The organism is Flavobacterium ovatum, assembly GCF_040703125.1.
GTDB lineage: Bacteria > Bacteroidota > Bacteroidia > Flavobacteriales > Flavobacteriaceae > Flavobacterium > Flavobacterium ovatum.
Genome location: NZ_CP160035.1, coordinates 2,718,489 through 2,739,011 on the forward strand (window position 1 = coordinate 2,718,489; position 20,523 = coordinate 2,739,011).

At 32.9% G+C, this 20,523-nt stretch carries 12 protein-coding genes; 2 read left to right on the forward strand and 10 right to left on the reverse strand.

Annotated elements, in window-relative coordinates; all coding sequences use genetic code 11:
• Positions 1-29: 29 nt before the first annotated feature.
• The 10 genes from ABZP37_RS11440 to ABZP37_RS11485 form a co-directional block, all read right to left on the reverse strand.
• Entirely contained in the window at positions 30-1,679 is a 1,650-nt protein-coding gene (locus ABZP37_RS11440; RefSeq protein WP_366183118.1) for a hypothetical protein, read from the reverse strand.
• A 41-nt stretch (positions 1,680-1,720) separates the two neighbouring features.
• A complete protein-coding gene (locus ABZP37_RS11445) occupies positions 1,721-3,526 on the reverse strand; it encodes a RagB/SusD family nutrient uptake outer membrane protein (RefSeq protein ID WP_366183120.1) in 1,806 nt (601 codons plus the stop codon).
• Between the two features lie 43 nt (positions 3,527-3,569).
• Positions 3,570-6,707 (reverse strand): TonB-dependent receptor, encoded by a 3,138-nt coding sequence (locus ABZP37_RS11450; RefSeq protein WP_366183122.1) that lies wholly within the window; start codon positions 6,705-6,707, stop codon positions 3,570-3,572.
• Between the two features lie 479 nt (positions 6,708-7,186).
• On the reverse strand, positions 7,187-7,531 hold the full coding sequence (locus ABZP37_RS11455) for an L-rhamnose mutarotase (protein ID WP_366183124.1): 345 nt from the start codon (positions 7,529-7,531) through the stop codon (positions 7,187-7,189).
• A gap of 5 nt (positions 7,532-7,536) precedes the next feature.
• The gene (gene fucP, locus ABZP37_RS11460; protein ID WP_366183125.1) at positions 7,537-8,859 is read right to left on the reverse strand and encodes an L-fucose:H+ symporter permease; all 1,323 of its coding nucleotides are present in this window, start codon (positions 8,857-8,859) and stop codon (positions 7,537-7,539) included.
• A 93-nt stretch (positions 8,860-8,952) separates the two neighbouring features.
• On the reverse strand, positions 8,953-9,924 hold the full coding sequence (locus ABZP37_RS11465) for an aldo/keto reductase (protein WP_366183127.1): 972 nt from the start codon (positions 9,922-9,924) through the stop codon (positions 8,953-8,955).
• Positions 9,925-9,935: 11 nt separating this feature from the next.
• Positions 9,936-10,763 (reverse strand): amidohydrolase family protein, encoded by an 828-nt coding sequence (locus ABZP37_RS11470; protein ID WP_366183129.1) that lies wholly within the window; start codon positions 10,761-10,763, stop codon positions 9,936-9,938.
• Positions 10,760-12,217, reverse strand: coding sequence for a tagaturonate reductase (locus ABZP37_RS11475; RefSeq protein WP_366183131.1), 1,458 nt, complete (start codon positions 12,215-12,217; stop codon positions 10,760-10,762). The genes ABZP37_RS11470 and ABZP37_RS11475 overlap by 4 nt, the downstream gene beginning before the upstream one ends.
• Positions 12,218-12,234: 17 nt before the next feature.
• Positions 12,235-13,887, reverse strand: coding sequence for an altronate dehydratase family protein (locus ABZP37_RS11480; RefSeq protein WP_366183133.1), 1,653 nt, complete (start codon positions 13,885-13,887; stop codon positions 12,235-12,237).
• Between the two features lie 10 nt (positions 13,888-13,897).
• Positions 13,898-14,911: a zinc-binding alcohol dehydrogenase family protein gene (locus tag ABZP37_RS11485; RefSeq protein WP_366183135.1), complete on the reverse strand. Its 1,014-nt coding sequence runs from the start codon at positions 14,909-14,911 to the stop codon at positions 13,898-13,900.
• A 193-nt stretch (positions 14,912-15,104) separates the two neighbouring features.
• Between ABZP37_RS11485 and ABZP37_RS11490 the strand changes: the two genes are divergently transcribed.
• Positions 15,105-16,166 (forward strand): LacI family DNA-binding transcriptional regulator, encoded by a 1,062-nt coding sequence (locus ABZP37_RS11490; protein ID WP_366183137.1) that lies wholly within the window; start codon positions 15,105-15,107, stop codon positions 16,164-16,166.
• An 11-nt stretch (positions 16,167-16,177) separates the two neighbouring features.
• Complete coding sequence (locus tag ABZP37_RS11495) at positions 16,178-20,464, forward strand: two-component regulator propeller domain-containing protein (protein WP_366183139.1); 4,287 nt, start codon at positions 16,178-16,180, stop codon at positions 20,462-20,464.
• The last annotated feature ends 59 nt before the right edge of the window (positions 20,465-20,523 follow it).

Consider the following 20,523-nt stretch of genomic DNA (forward strand, 5'->3'; position numbering starts at 1 on the left):
GCTTTTGTAAAAATAGAATTATTTAAAGTTTACGGTCTCACAGACTTAACAGCGATGTAAAAATTGTCGTAATAAACCGTTCCTGCACCTGGATTTAATTGAATATAAAAGGATTGACCAGCTGCATCTGAGGTAGGTACATAATCGATTTCGTAGGTTTTCCATTGATCATTATCTGCAGCATTATAGGTAGAACTAGGTCCATTTATTTGTACTTGCGGATAAATTAAAAATATTTTATCCCCACTCACGGATCCTCCTGATTTTACAAAACGGCTGTAACGAATGGTATAAGTAGTTCCTGCAACAAGATTAAAAACTTTTGAAGTTCCGTTTCCTGAGCTCTGAAAACGTGCTCTTTCTACTCCTTGCGCAACTGCTTTTATACTTGATGATCCTGTTAGCTTTTGCTCTGTCGAATAAGATATTGTCCCGCTGTTATTATTACTTGCTACCCAAGTTGCACCAAAAACATCTTCAAAACCACCAGCTGCTGTTCCTAAAAAGTTCAGATCATAATTAACAACTGCTTTATCTGTAAAGGCTACTAAATTTCTTTCATCCGAAGATTTTATACTTCCAGCTGCATAAGAAATAGTCACTACATCTGCAGGGTACAATTTACCAATTACTTTAATATCTAATATTGATTCATTAGTTGCATTTTGTGTAACCGAATTAATCGGGAAACTTATACCGTTTACTTTTACAGTAAAAAAGCTTTTTTGATCTGCAAATCCAGGTTCAATATCGGCACTCAATGGAAGTTGAATTGTTCCATCAACAAGTGTTTTTATCGATCCTGCTTGTACAAAGGGTTGATCAGAAGGACCTACCCTAAACTGAATTGGAATTTCATAGATTGTAGAACTACCGGGTACATTTTCTGTAGCTGCTCTCGATGCTGTTAACGTCGCGCTGAAAGTTCCTAGTTTTTTGAAAATGATAGATGCTATTTCCAGTTGAGAACTCACAATTACAGCTCCAGTAGCAATGTTTGTAATTTTCCAAGTACGACCAGTAGGTCTTGAAGTATTAGGTACTAATGCACTTAGATCTTTGAACTCCAATTTCTCACCTGCTTTTAAATCTATAAAAGCGCCAACTTGCTTGTGGTCAATAATAGTTCCATTTTGTGAAATACTTAAATCTGGAACAACAAGATCATAAACATCTACAATGATATCTATTTCAAGAACGTATTTTCCAGCCCATTGACCTTCAGTTTGTAACACAGCGACCACATCACCACCCGGATTATTTGCATAGATACTTGCTGGTCCTCTTCTAAAGGTTACAGGTTCGTTAAAAACATTAAACATTTTAACTTTTGAGGTAATGTTTCCTTTTTTGAATAATACATTTATTGTTTTCTCCTCTGTCTTTGTTTGTCCAGGATTAGCAATCAGGTGGTCATATGTTTTTGCACCTTGAGGAATTGGTCCTTTTAAGAATTCATTTCCTTCTTCTATTTCCCAAGTATGGTATATAGCCCCTTGTGAAACATCTTGAAAAGTTTCATAGGAACCATAAACTGCTGTTTTATTATCTCCTTTTCCATAAGTACTGTAAAATCCAGCATCAGAATAGGTACTTGGCACTACATAATCTTGATTACCACAACCTACTGCAACGAATACAAGCAGTATGGGTGCTATTATTTTTATTATTTTTTTCATGACTTTGTGTTTTTTTTTGAACGTTTTTTCACAACAAATCCTTATTTATAAAGACTTGAATTGGCATTGATTTCAGAAAGTGGGATAGGTAAATATCCATGTCTTTCGGCATCATAATTTGCAGCCGCTAGTACGAATTCATTTAATTCTGGCTCAGCAATTCTTTGATTTACTGCATTGGCATCTGGAATATCACCCGTGTCATAAACTACACATCTAAAACGGATAGGGTGTGTACCATTAGTATTAGCTTTTAAATTATAGTTATCATATCTCAAAGTAGAAAGATATTGAAAACGTTGTTTTGTTATTCCCCATCGTCTTAAATCCAGTAATCTATTGTCTCCACCTTCAAAAGCTAGTTCTAGTGGTCTCTCAGTATGTCTTAAGTGCTCAGTAAGTGTAGTCTTCGTATAAACTATTTCGTCAAAAGAAGTTTTACCATCATTAAACTCAGAATTAGCAGGGTTTGTTGCGCTACCTAATAAAACTACATGCGAACGTTTTCTAACCTTATTAATATATTTTGTTGCTTCACCAAGATTACTAGATTCAATCATACATTCTGCATACATTAAGAATACATCGGCCAAACGAATCAATCGTACATTAACTCCTGATCTACCTCTAATTCCTGAAGCAGTGTTTGTTTCATCTTTGGTTTGAATATCCCAGTTGGTATATTTTCTCCAATACGATATGTGTTGTTTATCAAATTTAGCTAATTCTGCAGTTGTATTAGCCCCATAATAACCAAAATCGGGATTAGTATCATCTGCTAGAGCAATAGAATAGGAAGCTCTTTCGCTATACCTTCTATTTTTGATAACACCATAAACATCTGTAAGTCCAGTATTTTTTGGATCCAACATATCAACAGGGTCTTTTTTATACTTCATAATTACCCAGGTAGCTGGAAACGACCCATTCCATCCTCCAGCACCAATTTGTTGTCCTAATTGACTAGAAAGCAATTGATCATTATTAGTTTGATCTGCTTTTAAAGTAGCCGTGTAATTCACTTCCAAAATTGATTCTTTATTGAATTCATCTTGGGTAGTAAAATTACTTCCAATGTTTGGCATCAATTCATACCCATAATTATCAATAACACTTTTAAAATAAGTTGCCGCTTTTGTAAAATTGCCCTCATATAAGTAACTTTTACCCAATAGAGCTTCACAAGCACCAGCTGAAAATCTTCCTGCAGGAGCATTATCTGCTAAAGGAACTTCCAACAATTTTTCTTTAGCGATTTCTAAGTCATCTCTATAGAATTTTAGAACTGCATCAGAAGAAGATAATGGTTTTTGATACTGTGTTTTGTCTTTTGGCACAAAATCAAAAAGGACAACAGATCCTTTGTTGAATGAATTGTGTAGCATAAAATAATACCATCCTCTTAATGCTCTTGCTTCTGCATAAATTCTTAACGCTACTAATTCACTATCTGCATTAGCAAACGTACCTTTTAATCTATCATAAGCTTCGATTACTTGATTTGCTCTAAAAACTCCTTGATACAGCGCAGACCATTTGTTGTCTGGCAACTTACTTGTATTATTAAAAAGCTGCTCGTAGTATTCAAATTGTCCATTTAATGGTCTCAAATAACTAGGATATGCAATATCACTTCTTTCGTTTTCACTGGTCATATAAACACAATTCTCATCTTTAAAGGAATGATAAACAGCATTTAGTCCACTTTCTAGGTCACCTGTAGTTTTCCAAAATTCACTTGCAGGAAGTGCATTGGGATTTTTTTGATCTAAAAAATCATCTTGACAAGAGTTAAGCACTAGTGCCAACCCAAGTAAAATAATTAATCTATTTTTTATATTTTTCATCTGATTGTATTATTTATGAAACTTAGTAATTAGTTATCTTCTCTTAAAATTGAAGCTGAAGTCCACCGTTAAATTGTGATACCGTTGGGTAATTACCTCTATCTAAACCTCTTGTACTTAAACCATTATTACCAACTTCAGGATCATAACCAGTATATCTAGTTAAAGTTAATGGATTTTGTGCTGTTACATAAAAACGCACCTTACTAAAAGCGGTTTGACTTAATGTCTTTTTAGGAATTGAATATCCAAAAGTTAAATTTTTCAATCTAATATAAGATCCATCTTCTAAGTAGTAATCAGAGTTTCCTCTATAACTATTTGTATTTACACCTCTATTAGCAGGAACCTCTGTATTGGTATTTTGAGGACTCCAAGCATAAAGTATATCTTGATGTGTTAATGATTGATAAGCATAAGCTTTTGTACCATTCATTACTTTTGAACCCGAAACACCATACCATTGCATAGATAAATCAAAATTTCTGTAATCTAATGAAAGATTGAAACCCATCTCAAAATCAGGTAAGGCACTACCAAAATAGCGTCTATCTGCTTCGGTGATATATCCATCTCCTTTATCAGCAACACCATCATTGTCAGTATCAATAGTTGGTTGATCAACATATCTTAAATCACCTAGCTTAACATTTGCATTAGGAACTAGTGCCTTATACTCATCTAACTCTGCTTGATTTTTAATTACTCCGTAAGAATCTAATAAGAAATAAGCACCTGCTTCATAACCCGGTGTAATAACTGTTACCAAATCATTATTGTTGGATCTATTACTGATGTAGCTATTATCAAGATTAATAAATGGATTTTCTGGAGGTGTGTGTGTAACTGTATTTTGGTTTTTAGTATACGTAAGTCCTACATTAATTTTCATTTTTTTGGCATTGAACTTATAATTAAGCGCATGCTCTATTCCGACATTTTTCATACTACCAATATTGAATACAACATCTCTGTTCGATCCAGATACACCTGCAGAAGGAGGTAATACAATACCAAATAATAGATTTTCTTTCTTACTTTGATAAATATCTGTAGTTAAGGTAAGTTTGTTTTTGAAGAAACTCATATCATAACCAAAATTAAATTCTTTTGAAGTTTCCCAACCCACTTCTTTATTTGCATACTCTAACTGAGTGGTACCATAAGCAATTGATTGACTGTTTCCAGTACCGAAGAAGTAATCTTGAGTTGGAGAAACAGTTGATTGATACGTATATTTAGAAAAACGATCGTTTCCTGTCGCACCATAACTTGCTCTAAATTTGAAATTATTGACTATATCTTTATACTTTTTCCAAAAATCTTCGTCAGACACATTCCATCCCACAGAAACCGATGGAAAATAACCAACTCTACTATCAGATGCAAATTGTGACGAAGCATCTCTACGCAAACTTGAGCTAAACAAGTACTTCCCTTTGTAGTTATACTGTACTCTACCCAAGAAACCAACAAGTGTAGCAGTGTAATCATTATTGCTTGAACCTACAATTGCACTACCAATATAATTATCTAAAGTAGTAATTAGCGGATTTGCATTTTGTTGTTTAGTTGCATAAAAACTAGAAAACTCTGTTATCTCAGAAGATGCTACTAATACAACACTTAAGTTATGTTGTCCAAAAGCTTTTTTATAATTGGTAATAAATTCTCCTGTTAACTTAGAATAAGTATCACTAGTAGTTGTGTTTGAAGAAATTGGATTTTCAGGAACTAATTCTCCATTACTTCTATAAACATCCAATTTTGGAATAATTCTAATTCTTTTAAAATCATTAAAAGTAGCACCTCCACGAGCGGTAAAACTTAAATTTTTTGTTAACTTATATTCGGCTTGGATGTTTCCAATACTACTGTTTCCGTTTTTATTATCCTGAATTTTAAGGTTTCTAGCTACAGACGCTAGTCTTTCTCCTTCAACTCCATCATCAACACCTGCGATTAGTTCAACTCCAGGCTCCAATGATTGTTGGTAGGCATGGTATCTTAATATTTGTAAATTAAGACCATTGTTTCCTACTTGCTGCTCGTCTCTTCTAAAACTTACTCCAGTATTAATTTTCCATTTTCCTTTAGTAAAAGCAGTATTAGAACGAATATTAAAACGAGTAAATCCTGAATTAATTAAAACTCCATCTTGCTTGAACAAACTAGAGTTAAGACTGTATGTCAAATCTTCTTTACCCCCAGAAACGTTTACGCTATGATTCTGAATAGGAGCATTATTTTGTAAAATTGTTTCAGACATATTGGTGTTGTTAGACAACTGCGACTTATTTCTTTCAATATTATTAGCAATACTTCCAAATATATTTGCAGGATTTGCTGCTTCATTTTGAATCAATTGTACATATGATTCTTGTTCTGGCGAAAGAAAGTGGTTCTTTGAAGTAATCTTTTGGATTCCATACTCACTATTCACACGAATAGCCATGGTGCCTTTTTTACCTTGTTTAGTCGTAATTAAGATAACTCCACCCGCAGCACGAACACCATAAATAGAAGCAGAAGAAACGTCTTTTAACACTTCTACAGATTCGATTTCGCTATTACTCAAACCAGGATCACTGTCAAATGGAATACCATCAACAACAAATAAAGGCTTGTTTTGTCCTTCTAATACCGAACTAAAACCACGAATAACAATGTTTGAATTCGACCCCGGATTACCTCCACTCGATACAACATTCAATCCAGCAACCTGTCCTTGTAAAGCATTACCCAAATCAGAGGTAGTTTGTCTAACAAGATCTTCTGCAGTAATCTTTGTAACAGCTCCAGTAACTTCTTTTTTCTTTTGTGTACCGTAACCTACAATAACAATATCATCAAGTTCGTTAATAGTTGTTTTTAAATCAATATTTACTGTAGTTCTGCTATTTAATTTAGCATTTTGAGTAACAAAACCGATATAACTAAAGCTTAATATATCAGTCTCTTTTGCTTGGATTTTGTAATTTCCGTCAAAGTCTGTAATAGCACTTTTACCATTAGGTCCCTTGATAATTACACTCACCCCAGGTAAAGGACCTCCGTCGCCGGTTACCTTTCCTGTTACCAATTGGACTTTCTGTGCTTGGACAACTCCAAAACAAAATAATAACAACATTGTTATTGTTTTAGATTTGAGTTTCCAATTCATTAGTAAATTGAATTTCATAATTGTTTGGTTATTTAAAGTTTAGATTACAAAGGTTTAAATTATATAGGTTTCACAGGGGAACATATGTTTTTAAAACTGTAACATATGTGCGTTTATGTTAAATTCAGTTAATTTATGATAAAATTATCTTTATTATTAGAGATTTTTTATTAAAATAAATTTTAAATTTAATTGCTACTTTTATAAGTAAACGGAGTCATTGATAATAAATTTACTAATTTTTTCCTCTTTATTATTCATAACATAGTTAATTCCTATAATATTTATAGAGAGTTGTAGGAAACTATAGAATATGTATTGACTACGCTAGTACTGAGAGAATTATTCTAACTATTATTTTACAGTTATCTAGTATTATATAGTCACAAGTAGAAAATTTTTCTATACAACAAGCTAATAATTTGTATTAAACAAAAAAACGCTACACAAAATGAATTGTAGTAACGTTTTCTTTGTTAATTATTATAATTAAAAGCTTATACCAATTGAAAAACTTTTTCTAAGGTAATCCATTTTTCACCATCTTTAGCCCAAGGCAATTCTTGTTGGTAATTCCACATTAGTTTTTCCCATTCTTGCACTTTTGGGTTTTCGGCATCCATTTTTGATTTTTGAACTGGGTCGAAAGTTTCATCGACTTCCATAATCATAAACATTCTATTACCTGTTAAGTAAATTTGCATATCAACAATACCAGCATCTTTGATACTTTTTGTGATTTCTGGCCAAGCCTTACCTGCGGCATGGTATTCTTTGTATTCAGCGATTAATTTGGAATCATCTTTTAAATCACATGAAAAACAATATCTTTTTGTACTCATTTTTATTAGTTTTTTGAAAGTTTGTACGTTGAATAACCGTATAAAGTCACAACAGATAAACAGATTAAGGGTAATAAGAATGAAAAATTAACCTCAGGAATAAATCCTAAAATTTTTACATCCGAAAAACCAGGACCTCCCCAGTCTAATATTCCTCCTTGTAAAACGGGCATTAATGCACCACCTACAATTGCCATAACTAATCCTGCAGATCCAATTTTAGCTTCTTCTCCCATATTTTTCAATGCAATTCCGTAAATTGTAGGAAACATAATTGACATAAAAATAGAGATACAAATTAAAGAAATCAATCCAGGAATTCCTTGTAAAACAATCGCACCTGCACAACAAAGCACTCCTCCAATACCAAAAAGCATTAGTATTTTGGATGGATTTATTTTTTTCATTAAAGCTGTACCTACCCATCTTCCTGTTAGGAACAATATCATCGCAGTTACATTATAATAAGTAGCTGTCAATTCTAATCCAAATGTTTGATTGATATTATCAACATATTGAAAAATATAAGTCCAACACATAATTTGAGCACCCACATAAAATGCTTGTGCAACTACACCTAATTTATAATTTTTATTAGCAAACAGTTTCGAAAACGATTCTGACAATGACATTTTATCTTCTTGAGGTGTTTTTGGGATTTTTGTAAAAATGATTATCGCTAATATCACTAGTACTAAAACTCCTAGACCAATATATGGAATACTGATGATTCCTAAATCATTTTCACGAATGGAAGCTACTTCAGTTGAAGACAAAGCATTGTATGCTTCGGTTGTATAATCATCAGATTTCAAAGCATTCATTACAAATACTTGCGCCATAATCATTCCACTTAAAGATCCTATTGGGTTAAAAGCTTGTGCTAAATTCAAACGCTGTGTAGATGTTTCAGGGTCACCTAAAAATAAAATCAAAGGATTTGAAGTAGTTTCCAAAAAAGCTAAACCACAAGTAATAATCCATAATGAAAGTAGGAAATAGGTAAAGTCTTGATAAGCTGCTGCGGGATAGAACAAAAAAGCACCTGTAGCATATAAAAGTAAACCTACAATGATTCCTGATTTATAACTGTATTTTCGAATAAAAAGGGCCGCTGGCATAGCCATGAAAAAATATCCGAAATAGAAAGCGAACTGCACCAAAGAAGCTTGCATGTTTGACAACTCCGGCATTACTTTTTTGAAAGCAGAAACCATCGGATTAGTTAAATCATTTGCAATTCCCCACAATGCAAATAAGGAAGTAATAATGATAAAGGGAAAAAGTAGTTCTTTGCGGACTACTGGTTTATTCACGGTTGTATTCATAATTTGTGGTTATAATAGTTATCTGTTGCTATACTAAAAGTTTTCAGTTGATAAAAACAACAATTAGGTTAAATTATTAGAAATCGTTCTTGTTTATTTTTTTAAATTCGTTGAGGCTAATTTAGCAGCAATGATGGTTTCGGTAATTTCATCAAATATAGATTCCTCTAATTTACCTTCTTCCCAAGCATTAAGTAAATCAACCATTTGTTCTTTTTTACTTGGTCCCACCACTACTCGGTCTGCCTCTTCGATAGAGAAGACGTATCTTAATGCTAATCGAGACAATGGGATGTTATTTTTAATAGCTATCTCGTTAATTTTAAGGGCTGTATCTACGTCTAAATTGGTTACCCATTCATTATTTGGTCTATCGGTATTATATTCTTCCAATCGTCGTCCTAACAATCCCATGTGTAATGCTGAAGCCGCATAATAAGCAATATTCTCCTTTTGAATTTGAGGAATATCTCTCTCAAAACCTGACAAGTTGCAAGCATCCATTTTTAGAAATCCCGAAAGCACATCAAAGTTTTTTTTAATCATATGAGGATAAAAAGGCTCAGTTGGATTTCCCCCAATTCCTAACATTTTGACAATACCTTCTTTTTTCAAACCGTTCAAGCAATCCATAATTTCATCCATTCTTTCTACAGGTACCAAATGTGGCTCGTGTATAAACAATAAATCTATAGTATCTATACCAAGTACATCTAAACTTTCATAAACACTTTTTCTCATGGTTTCTGGAGAATAATCAACGATACAATCATCTGCTCGATCTGCTTTTAAGCGTCCGACTTTTGTACTAATGAATGGTTTTTCGCCAGTCCATAATTGCAATGTTTTCCCTAAAAACTCTTGAGATCTGTTGTAGGACGGGGCTGTGTCAAAAACACGAACTCCATTTTCTAAAGCATACATTAGCGTGCCAACTGCGTCTGATTCCTCAATAGGTCTCCACACTCCTCCTAAACCGGAACACCCACAAACGAGACGGCTTTGATTATTAAAAAAATCACTTTTTGTATAATCCCCTTTTATATAAGTCGGTTTTATTTTCATTTTATTTACTATTAAAGGTTATAAAAATTAATCGCATTTTTTCCCATAATAGCATTTTGCTGTTCTGGTGTCAAATGAGCTATAAATTGTGTTACTAATTCTTTTGTTTTTGTATAATTTCCAGCCACTAAACATACTGGCCAATCAGACCCAAATAATAATCGCTCTGGCCCAAAAGCTTGTAAAACCAAATCTATATATGGTTTGATTTGCTCCGGTGTCCAAGATTGATAGTCGGCTTCAGTAGTCATTCCAGATAGTTTGCAATACACATTTTCGTGTTTTCCAATAGCCAACATTAAATTTGCCCAACCTTCATAAAACCCATCTTTGATATAGGGTTTTGCGATATGATCGATGACAAATTTTTGGTTTGGAAACTTTTGTACTAATTCTAAAGCTGCTCCTAACTGATGTGGTAAAATCAAAATATCATAGGTAAAACCATAATTCTCTAAGGCAGCAATACCTCTTAAAAAATTTGGCCTTAGTAGAAAATTATGATCTTCTTCTCCTTGAACAACGTGTCTAAAACCTTTTAGTTTTGGATACGAACTATAAACCTGAAGTACTTCTTCAATGTTATTAGCTCTTAAATCTACCCAACCTACAACTCCTTTTATAAAGTGATTCTCATTAGAGAGTTGCAATAAAAAATCAGTTTCTTCTAGCGTTTGATCAGCTTGAACTGCAACACAACCATCGATTTTATTTTCTGAAAAAACTTTTTGTAAATCTTCGGGCAAAAAATCCTTGCGAATGACAGCCATTTGGTCGTCAATCCATTCGTGTTTTTTAGACTCATATTGCCAAAAATGTTGATGTGCATCTATTATCATGACAATACATTTTTGATACAAGACTCAATACCATTATTTTCAATTTCTTCCAAGTTTTTTGCTACAGTAGCGCTTAGATTTGGTATAGTATTTAGGTTCACCCCCCAAATGGATTCATTACCTAATATTTTTTGTACCAATTCAGTGTAACCAATCGAATCAGCATCTTTTTGACTCCAAATTATTTTGAAGAAGTCTAGTGTCTCTGTAGCATCATTGATAGGAATGATTTCGTTGTTGTATTCTCCTTTGTAAAAACGAATTAAACAAGAAAGTGAAAAAGCAATTCTTTTAGGTAATTGCCCTTCATTCTCCGTGTATTCTTTTAAGGCAGGATACAATCTCGCCATAAATTTGGAAGTGCTATTTAAGGATATACTAATCAAGAAATGCTTTAATGTTGGGTTCTTGAAACGATCTAACACTGCATTGACGAAATTTTGCAGTTCATCATCTGGGAAATTTTGTAATGTTTTGGTGATTTCTTCTGATAAAACTTCCTTTACAAATTGTAAAATAACTGGATTATCCATCGATTCTTTTACTGTTCTTACACCTAAAAGATATCCAACTGGAACTAACGAAGTATGTGCTCCGTTGAGAATCCGCACTTTCATTTCGCGATAAGCACTTATATCATCTACAAATTGTACGTTCAAATTGGTTTTAGCAAAAGGCAATTCTTCCTGAATAATTTCAGGTCCTTGAATTACAAAACTGTGGTAATCTTCACCAGCAACTAGTAAAGGATCATTATAACCAATTTTCTCTAAAATCTCATCGGCACGGTCTGTTGGGTAACCAGACACGATGCGATCGACCAATGTATTACAGAAATAATTAGAATCTTCAATCCATTGAATAAAATCATTTGATAAATTAAAATGATGCGCATATTGAAGGATGGCTTTTTTTAAAGCTTCACCATTATTTTCAATTAATTCACAAGGCATCAAAATACAACCTTTGGAAGGTTCACCCTTAAAATGATTAAAACGGTGGTGCAACCAAACGGTCACCTTTGCAGGAAATTCGTGTGGAGGATTATCGTTTAATTGGTCAGTTTCTGAAAAACGAATACCCGATTCGGTTGTATTTGAAATGATGAACCTCAAATCTGGATTTTCAGCTAGTTTCAAGTATTCATCCCATTCTGTGTAGGGCTGAATCACACGACTCACGCTTTCTACAAGGGTAACAGTTGATATTAAAACTCCTTTTCGGATACCATCCAAGGCAACATGAAATAAACCATCTTGTTGTTTTAGTTCCTCATAATCACCTCTTTGTGTAGGTTTTATTATTACGACACTTCCTTTGAACTCCGTTTCTTTATTTAATACATCAAACATCCAGTCGCTAAAGGCACGAAGGAAATTCCCACCGCCAAATTGCATGATTCTTTCTGGTGCAGTATAGCTGTTGTTTGCTGTTTTTCTATTTAATGGTTGCATGTTTTTTCTATTTAAAATTATAGTGAAACACCTCTTTTCCAAGGAATAAAATCGTTTTGTCCTTTTAATTCGGCTTTCGTAATTATTTCTCCGCTGGCTGTTTTGATAATAAATTCTAATAATTTTTCGCCCATACTTTCAATCGTATCTTCACCGGTAATTACTGTTCCAGCATTAATATCAATGATGTCTTTCATCTTCTCGTAAAGCTTTGTATTACTGGACATTTTAATAACTGGTGCAATAGGGTTTCCTGTTGGTGTTCCTAATCCAGTTGTAAAAACGATAAGATTACAACCAGAACCGGCAAGTCCTGTAGAACATTCTACATCATTTCCTGGGGTACAAAGTAAATTTAGACCTGGCTTTGTGATTCTTTCTGCATAGTCTAATACTTCAACCACTGGCGAAGTACCACCTTTTTTGGCCGCACCAGCCGATTTCATAGCATCGGTAATCAAACCGTCCTTGATATTTCCAGGCGAAGGATTATTTTCGAAACCAGAACCAACTGCTATTGCAGATGCTGAATACGCACGCATAAGAGTTGAAAATTTGGTTGCATCTTCTTTAGTTTCACATCTATTGATAAGATCTTGTTCCACGCCATTCAATTCTGGAAATTCAGACAAAACAGGAGTTCCTCCAAGCCCTACTAATAAATCGGATGCGTATCCCAAAGCTGGATTAGCAGAGATTCCTGAAAACCCATCTGATCCTCCACATTCTAATCCTAGAACGATTTTGTTAATAGGAGCAGGCTTTCTTTCGATTTTATTGGCTTCAATTAAACCAATAAAAGTATGTTTTACCGCTTCTTCGATTAATTGTCTTTCGCTAGCACTTTTTTGTTGTTCTAAGTAATGAACTGGCTTTGAAAAATTAGGATCTAATTTTTTGATCGCATTCTGAAGCATTTCTATTTGGGCATTTTGACAACCTAAACTAAAAATAGTAGCCCCCGCCACGTTTGAGTTTACAATATAGCCTGCTAATAAATTGCATAATACTTGAGAATCCTCACGAGTACCACCACAGCCGCCATCGTGTTTTAGGAATTTTATTCCGTCCACATTTGGAAAAAGTCTATTTTTTGTTATTTCTTCTTTGGTAGCAATAATTGGTGTATTCAAAATATCTTCGGCAGAACCTCCTTGCTTGTATTTCTGAATCAAAGCATCGGTATCAACAGCGAAATCTTTTTTAGTTTGATAGCCTAATTTATCAGCTAATGCGCCTTCGAGTACATCAATATTTCTATTTTCACAAAAAGTAAGCGGAATCACCAACCAGTAATTTCCAGTTCCAACAGAACCATCTGCTCTGTGATACCCGTTAAAAGTGCGACCTTCAAATTTTGAAGTGTCAGGAGCTTTCCATATAAACTTTTCTTGAGACTCATTAAAATCTGCTGATGCATGTTTGATGTTTTCAGTCGTAATTGCAGCCCCTTTTAAAATAGGTTGTGTTGCTTTAGCGATTAAAACACCGTACATAAAAATTTGGTCCCCAACTGCTAAATCAGTTGTGGTAAATTTGTGTTTTTGTTTGATGTTTTCGACAAGCGTGATCTCAACATCATTATGTGTAATTACAGTTCCTTTTGGTAAGTCAACAAGGGCTGCAATTATAGTATCATTTGGATGTATTTGTACAAAAGTTTTTGACATTTTATTTGAATTAAGAATTAAAAACTACAGTTGCTTTGATAACCCCAGTTTCGGGATTTAACCAACTATCAAAATTTTCAATCATTTCTGTAAATGGAACCGAGTGCGTTATAAATGAATCTGTTGGAAACTGATTAAGCACGCTAATTACGTGCTCAAAATCCTCAGTAGTAGCATTTCTACTGCACATTAAAGTCATTTCTTTAGCATGTATTTTTGGATGAGTATAAGTCAGTTCCCCTTTTGATAGACCTACTAAAACAAAGCGTCCTCCATGAGACATATAGTCTGGACAAGCTTCTATCGCGTACTTGTTTCCAGAGGCATCAAATACGGCGGTACATAGATCACCGTTTGTGATTTTCATAATTTCTTCTACTGCATTTTCTCCTGCTTTTACAGTATAATCAACTCCTATATCCTCTTTGGCATATGCCAAACGTTGTTCGTTCATATCTATTGCGATTACTTTAGCACCCGCAATTTGAGCTAATTTCATAATTCCAATCCCAATAGGACCACAACCCACAACTGCAACAGTTTCGCCCGGTTGAATAGCCGCTCTACGAATGGCATGCGCGCCAATAGCTAATGGTTCTACAATTGCCATTTCGTTATCCGAAAGGTTATTGGCTAGTAAGAGAATATTGGATGGAACCGTAATTTGTTCTTGCATACCACCGTCAGTATGAACACCTAATACTTTAATATTGGTGCAACAGTTTGTTTTTCCATTTCGACAAGCGATACAAGTTCCGCAACTTATATACGGCATAACAACCACCTTGTCTCCAGATTTTATTCCTCTTGCATTTTCTCCAATTTCAATCACTTCAGATGCTAATTCATGACCTAAAATTCTTGGATATGTAAAGAAAGCTTGGTTACCTGCATAGGCATGTAGATCAGTTCCACAAATTCCAACTTTATTAATTTGTAATAAAGCTTCATTTTCTTTTCTAATAGGAGCTTCTTTTTCTTTTAAGATAAATTCTCCTGGTTTTTCGCAAACAATATATTTCATTTATAAAATTTTATGTGGTTTAGTGACAATAATTCAATCGATTGAACAACTTGATAAAAATAAAAGATTTACATTAAATCTTTTATTGAGTTGTCTATCTATAAGTACTTGTTTTACTTATAGATAGATGTGTATTTTTTATAAAATATATATTTTGTTTTTTAATAAAAAGGATATATATTTGTTCAATCGATTGAACAAATATAAAAAAAAATTGGAAATAAAAAAAAAATCAACCATAAAAGATATTGCAGCTGCTTTAGGGTTAACTCCTTCGGCGGTATCTAAAGCGCTGAGTGATCATCCGCGGATAAGTGATAAAACGAAGGAAGCTGTTAGGCAAATGGTTGTGACGTTAGACTATCAACCAAATACTTTATCCAGTGCATTGCGAAAAGGAAGGAGCAACTTAGTAGGCGTTATTATCCCTAGGATAAATAGTAACTTCTTTTCTTCGGTAGTAGAAAACATGGAAGAAGTTTTAAATGCTAATGGTTACAATATTGTCATGACGCAGTCTAATGAGTTATATGCCAAGGAATGCAAAAGTATTGATTCCTTACTTGGTATTCAAGTTGATGGAATCATAGCTTCTATGGCAAATGAGACAATTTGTTTGGATCACTATGAAAAAATTAAATCCAAAGGAGTTCAATTAGTGCTATTTGATAGGGGAGAAGATGAATTACAAGTAGACTACGTAGGTATTGATGATTATAAAAGTAGCTACTTAATTATCGAACATTTGTCGAAACAAAATTGTAAAAAAATTGCTCATATCGCAGGTTTTAATCATATTCGCATTTATAAAGACAGAGCTTTAGGATATAGAGATGCCCTTGAGAAATATGGATTACCTTTATACGAAGAAATGATTATCGAAAGTAATTTACGAGTTGAAGACGGGCGAAGAATTATGAAAGAATTATTAGCTTTGCCGGTAAGACCAGATGCTGTATATGCTGCGGGTGATTATGCCGCTCTTGGTGCGTTACAAGTTTTGAAAGAAGAGAATATAAAAGTGCCTGAAGAAATTGCTTTAATAGGGTTTAGTGACGAGCCCTTTACTTCATTGTCATCTCCTTCTATTACCACGATAAATCAGCACAGTGCGCAAATCGGAAAATTGGCGGCCGAATCTTTTTTAGAGAGAATAAAAAACCCTAATAGTAACAAGAATTTAAAAAAAATTATTCTAGAACCCGAATTAATTATTAGAGATTCATCAAATAAAAAAACACATAAGAAAAATTAATACACTCAACAATGCCACAAGCTAATAAACATACAACCAATATTTCCCGTTTTTCTACTTTTATAATATTCTTTTTTTTGTTTACATATGTTTGTAATGCACAAAAAAAGAATGCCTTTATTCATTTAACTACAGAAAATGGTTTGTCACAAAGTGATGTAAATACTATTTTTCAAGATAGTCAAGGCTATATGTGGTTTGGAACTCACGACGGATTGAACAAATATGATGGTTACAATTTTACGGTATTTAATCCAATTTTAAATAATAATAAAAGTATAAGTAGCAATCTCGTTTGGAAAATAGTAGATGATATCAAAGGCAATTTGTGGATTGGAACTACCGGAGGTGGGTTAAACTGTTTTGATAAAAAAACAGAAACTTTTACTCAATTTAAAAATAAAGTTGGAGACTTTAATAGTCTATCGAACAACACCATCAATTCTTTATTTAGAGATAAAAAAAACAGACTCTGGATTAGTACTAAAAATGGTATCAATATGTTGGACTTAAATAAGCCTATCAAGAAAGCTATATTTAATCATATTGGTGTAAATCTATCCAAAATGAGTGTAACTAATAGTAATCGAGGTTTTCAATCTTTTTTTGAAGATTCTAATGGGGATATTTGGTTAGGAAGTAATTTAGGACTATTGAAATTATCAAGAGATAATCAAGGTGAACTTTTTTTTCAATTGGTTAATCTAGGAGGTGAACTTGAAAACACATTGGTTAGAAGTTTGGTAGAAGATGATTTTGGGAGATTGATTCTGTCAACTTCTAAAGGGATGTATATTTTTACTAAAAATGGAGACAATAAGAAATTAGTAAAAATTCATAACGAGAATTTCAATATTTTACTAAGTACCAAAGGTTATCTTTGGGGATCTTCGAATAATGGTTTGTATCGTTTTGAAAATTCTTCGGATTTAACTGTGCCAAAAGAAATTAATTATTATATCAATGATTTAAAGAATCCCGATTTTAGTTTAAGTAAAAATGATGTTCGCTCATTATTCATCGATAGGGCAGGAATGTTATGGGTAGGAGTCAATGGTGGTGGAGTAAATAAATTTGATCCAAATATCAAAAAGTTCAAGCATGTAAAAAAAGATCTTAATCCCAAAAGTATTAATAATGATAAAGTACGTGCACTTTTTGAAGATAGCAATGGCTATTTGTGGGTAGGTACTGAAGGAGGTGGATTGAATTATTCTCCAAAAGGAGATAATACTTATACTTCTTTTGAAAAATTGAATTCTTCAATGCCTAAGATTTTTTCATTTGCAGAAGTTCAGGAAGGAGCAACAAAAAAACTACTTATAGGTGGTGAGTTTCAACATGGACTTTATGAATTGGATATCACCAACCCGAAGACTATTTCTTCAAGTAAGCTCAAGTATATAGATGGTGTTAATCTAAGTGTGTTTTCCCTATTAGTCGATTCCAATAAAAATATATGGATTGGAACTTATGGTACTGGAATCCACAGATGGTTGGCTACAAAAACTCCTGGAGTTTATAAAAAAGACATCCTTTATGAAAATGTAAATAATTTGAAAAGTGTTCCAAGTAATATTATTCGATCTATATACGAGGATAAAAAAGGTACTATATGGTTTGGAACTGGTGATGGTTTATGCAAACTTCCAAAAGATCAAATTAACGCTATAAGTCCAAAATTTGAGGTCTACAAAAACATACCCAATGATGATTCTAGTATTAGTCAAAATTATATTTTGTCTTTGTATGAAAGCAGTAAAGGGGATCTATGGGTTGGTACTTTTGGTGGTGGTTTAAGTAAATTAATTGCTGGAAAAGGAAATAATAAGAGTGCATTCAAGAATTACACTGAAAAAAATGGATTACCGAGCAATGTAATCAAAGGTATTCAAGAAGATGATTTTGGGAATATTTGGATTTCAACCAATAAAGGTTTATCTCGATTTAATACAAAAATTGAAAAATTTAAAAATTATGATGTAAACGATGGTTTGCAAAGTAATGAATTTAGTGAGTTGGCTTTTTGTAAACGTGCCAATGGAGAAATGCTTTTTGGTGGTGTAAATGGATTTAATGCTTTTTTTCCAGCTGATATAGAAGATAATTTGATTCCACCTAAAACTGTTTTAACATCCTTATCTATTTTTAACAAGCCTATAAATATTGGAGATGATTTTAATGGTAGAATTATACTTCCTGAATCGATAAGTACTATTAAAGACTTAGAGTTGAAATATAGTGAAAATAGTTTTTCTGTAGAATTTGCTGCTTTACATTATTCTGCTCCTAGAAAAAATCAATTTGCCTATAAATTAGAGGGCTTTAATGATAATTGGATTTATACCACATATAAAAACCGATTAGCTACTTATACAAATTTAGCACCAGGAACCTATACTTTATTAGTTAAATCCTCTAATAATGATGGGATTTGGAATGAAACGCCGACGGAGTTATCCATAACAATTGTTCCCCCTTTTTGGAGATCTGATTTAGCTTATGTGTTTTATTTATTATTCTTTGTTGGCTGTTTAATGGCTTTTAGAAGGTTTACAATTATTCGAACAACCAAAAAGCACCACTTAGAATTAGAGTTATTTGAAAAAGAAAAGCATGACGAAATGCATCTTTTAAAACTAGAATTTTTTACGAATATTTCACATGAATTTCGAACACCACTGACATTAATTAAAGGTCCATTAGAATATTTACAAAAAAGTGATAATTCTATTTCTCCATCAAAAAGGAATGAACAATATACTATCATGCATAAAAATATTGATTATTTAATGCGTTTGGTAAATCAATTATTGGATTTCCGTAAGATGGATAAAGGTAAAATGGATTTAATTTTATGGAAAAGTAATGTTTATGAATTTGTAAAACTTGTTGGTGAACCTTTCCAGTTTTTGAGTCATAAAAAGAATATTGATTTTAAAATTTCTTCAAAATTAGAAGCACCTATAATTTGGTTTGACACAGATGCTTTAGAAAAAATAATGAATAATTTGTTGTCAAATGCCTTCAAGTTTACGGCTGAGGGTGGCAAAATTCAAGTCGAAGTGTATTCTGGTGAAGCCAATGAATTAGTACCTAATATGGAAATTGTAGGTAATCCTTCTGATTATATTGTAATCAAAGTTAAAGACTCGGGTGTTGGGATTCCATCTCATCGACTTAAAGTAATTTTTGAACGTTTTTATGTAGATAAAGATTTTAGAAAAGTAAATGGAGAAGGTACGGGCATAGGATTGGATTTTACCAAAAAATTGATCGAATTACATCAAGGTTATATTGATGTTGCCAATAATAAGAAAAAAGGAACTTCTTTCTTTATCTGGTTACCAAAGAAGAAAGAAGCATATATTAATGTTCAGGGAATCAGTTTTGGAGATAATGATTCGGAAAATAATGTTTTTAATAACGAAATTAACGCTGAAACACATGCTGTTGAAGTATTAGATGAAATTGTGGATCTAAATGAGCACAAATCAAGATCAAAACTCCCTGTACTTTTAGTAGTGGAAGATAATCCTGATATTCGAACATTGATTAAAAATGGTTTAGACAAAAGCTATGATATTTATGAGGCCGAAAATGGTCAACGTGGTTTCGAATTAGCCAATAAATTGATGCCGAATATAATTTTGACAGATATATTCATGCCAATTATGGATGGAATGGAGATGTGTGAAAAATTAAAAACTACCTCAGAGACTAGTCATATTCCTGTTGTAATGCTTACAGCAAAAACATCACAAGAATGGGAAAAAGAAGGTTTAAAGAATGGTGCCGATGGTTATGTACGAAAACCATTTGACATGGAAATTTTGGAATTAAAACTTAAAAATATTTTAAAATTTAGAGAGGATTTACGTAGAAGATTCAATAGAGATACGACGCTACAACCTCATGAAGTAACGGTAACATCAGCAGATGAACGCTTTTTACAAAAAGCTATTGAAGTTGTCGAAAAACACATGATGAATACGGAATTTAGTGTGGAGTTAATGGTAAAAGAAATGGCTTTAAGTAGAAGTAATTTATATTTGAAAATCAAAGAGTTAACCGGTTTGTCTTCGAGTGAATTTATAAGAAATATTCGTTTAAAAAGGGCTATGCAACTTTTAGAACAAAGTGATTTATCTGTCAAAGAAATTATGTATATGACTGGATTTAACACCGCTTCTTATTTTTCAAAATGTTTTAAAAAGCAATTTGGTGTCATCCCAAGTAAATATTTGAGAGAAACAGAAGTAGAAGAGGAGAAAGATGACGAAGCGGATGAAAATTAATTAAGGAGTTTTGAAAATATAAAAAGGGATGAAGTTCATTTTGAACTTCATCCCTTTTT

Bases quoted from the DNA above. Each gene is read 5' to 3' on its own strand.
- fucP (WP_366183125.1), bottom strand. From the start codon at position 8,859: ATGAATACAACCGTGAATAAACCAGTAGTCCGCAAAGAACTACTTTTT.
- ABZP37_RS11470 (WP_366183129.1), bottom strand. From the start codon at position 10,763: ATGATAATAGATGCACATCAACATTTTTGGCAATATGAGTCTAAAAAA.
- ABZP37_RS11455 (WP_366183124.1), bottom strand. From the start codon at position 7,531: ATGAGTACAAAAAGATATTGTTTTTCATGTGATTTAAAAGATGATTCC.
- ABZP37_RS11450 (WP_366183122.1), bottom strand. From the start codon at position 6,707: ATGAAATTCAATTTACTAATGAATTGGAAACTCAAATCTAAAACAATA.
- ABZP37_RS11495 (WP_366183139.1), top strand. From the start codon at position 16,178: ATGCCACAAGCTAATAAACATACAACCAATATTTCCCGTTTTTCTACT.
- ABZP37_RS11475 (WP_366183131.1), bottom strand. From the start codon at position 12,217: ATGCAACCATTAAATAGAAAAACAGCAAACAACAGCTATACTGCACCA.
- ABZP37_RS11465 (WP_366183127.1), bottom strand. From the start codon at position 9,924: ATGAAAATAAAACCGACTTATATAAAAGGGGATTATACAAAAAGTGAT.
- ABZP37_RS11445 (WP_366183120.1), bottom strand. From the start codon at position 3,526: ATGAAAAATATAAAAAATAGATTAATTATTTTACTTGGGTTGGCACTA.
- ABZP37_RS11485 (WP_366183135.1), bottom strand. From the start codon at position 14,911: ATGAAATATATTGTTTGCGAAAAACCAGGAGAATTTATCTTAAAAGAA.
- ABZP37_RS11480 (WP_366183133.1), bottom strand. From the start codon at position 13,887: ATGTCAAAAACTTTTGTACAAATACATCCAAATGATACTATAATTGCA.
- ABZP37_RS11440 (WP_366183118.1), bottom strand. From the start codon at position 1,679: ATGAAAAAAATAATAAAAATAATAGCACCCATACTGCTTGTATTCGTT.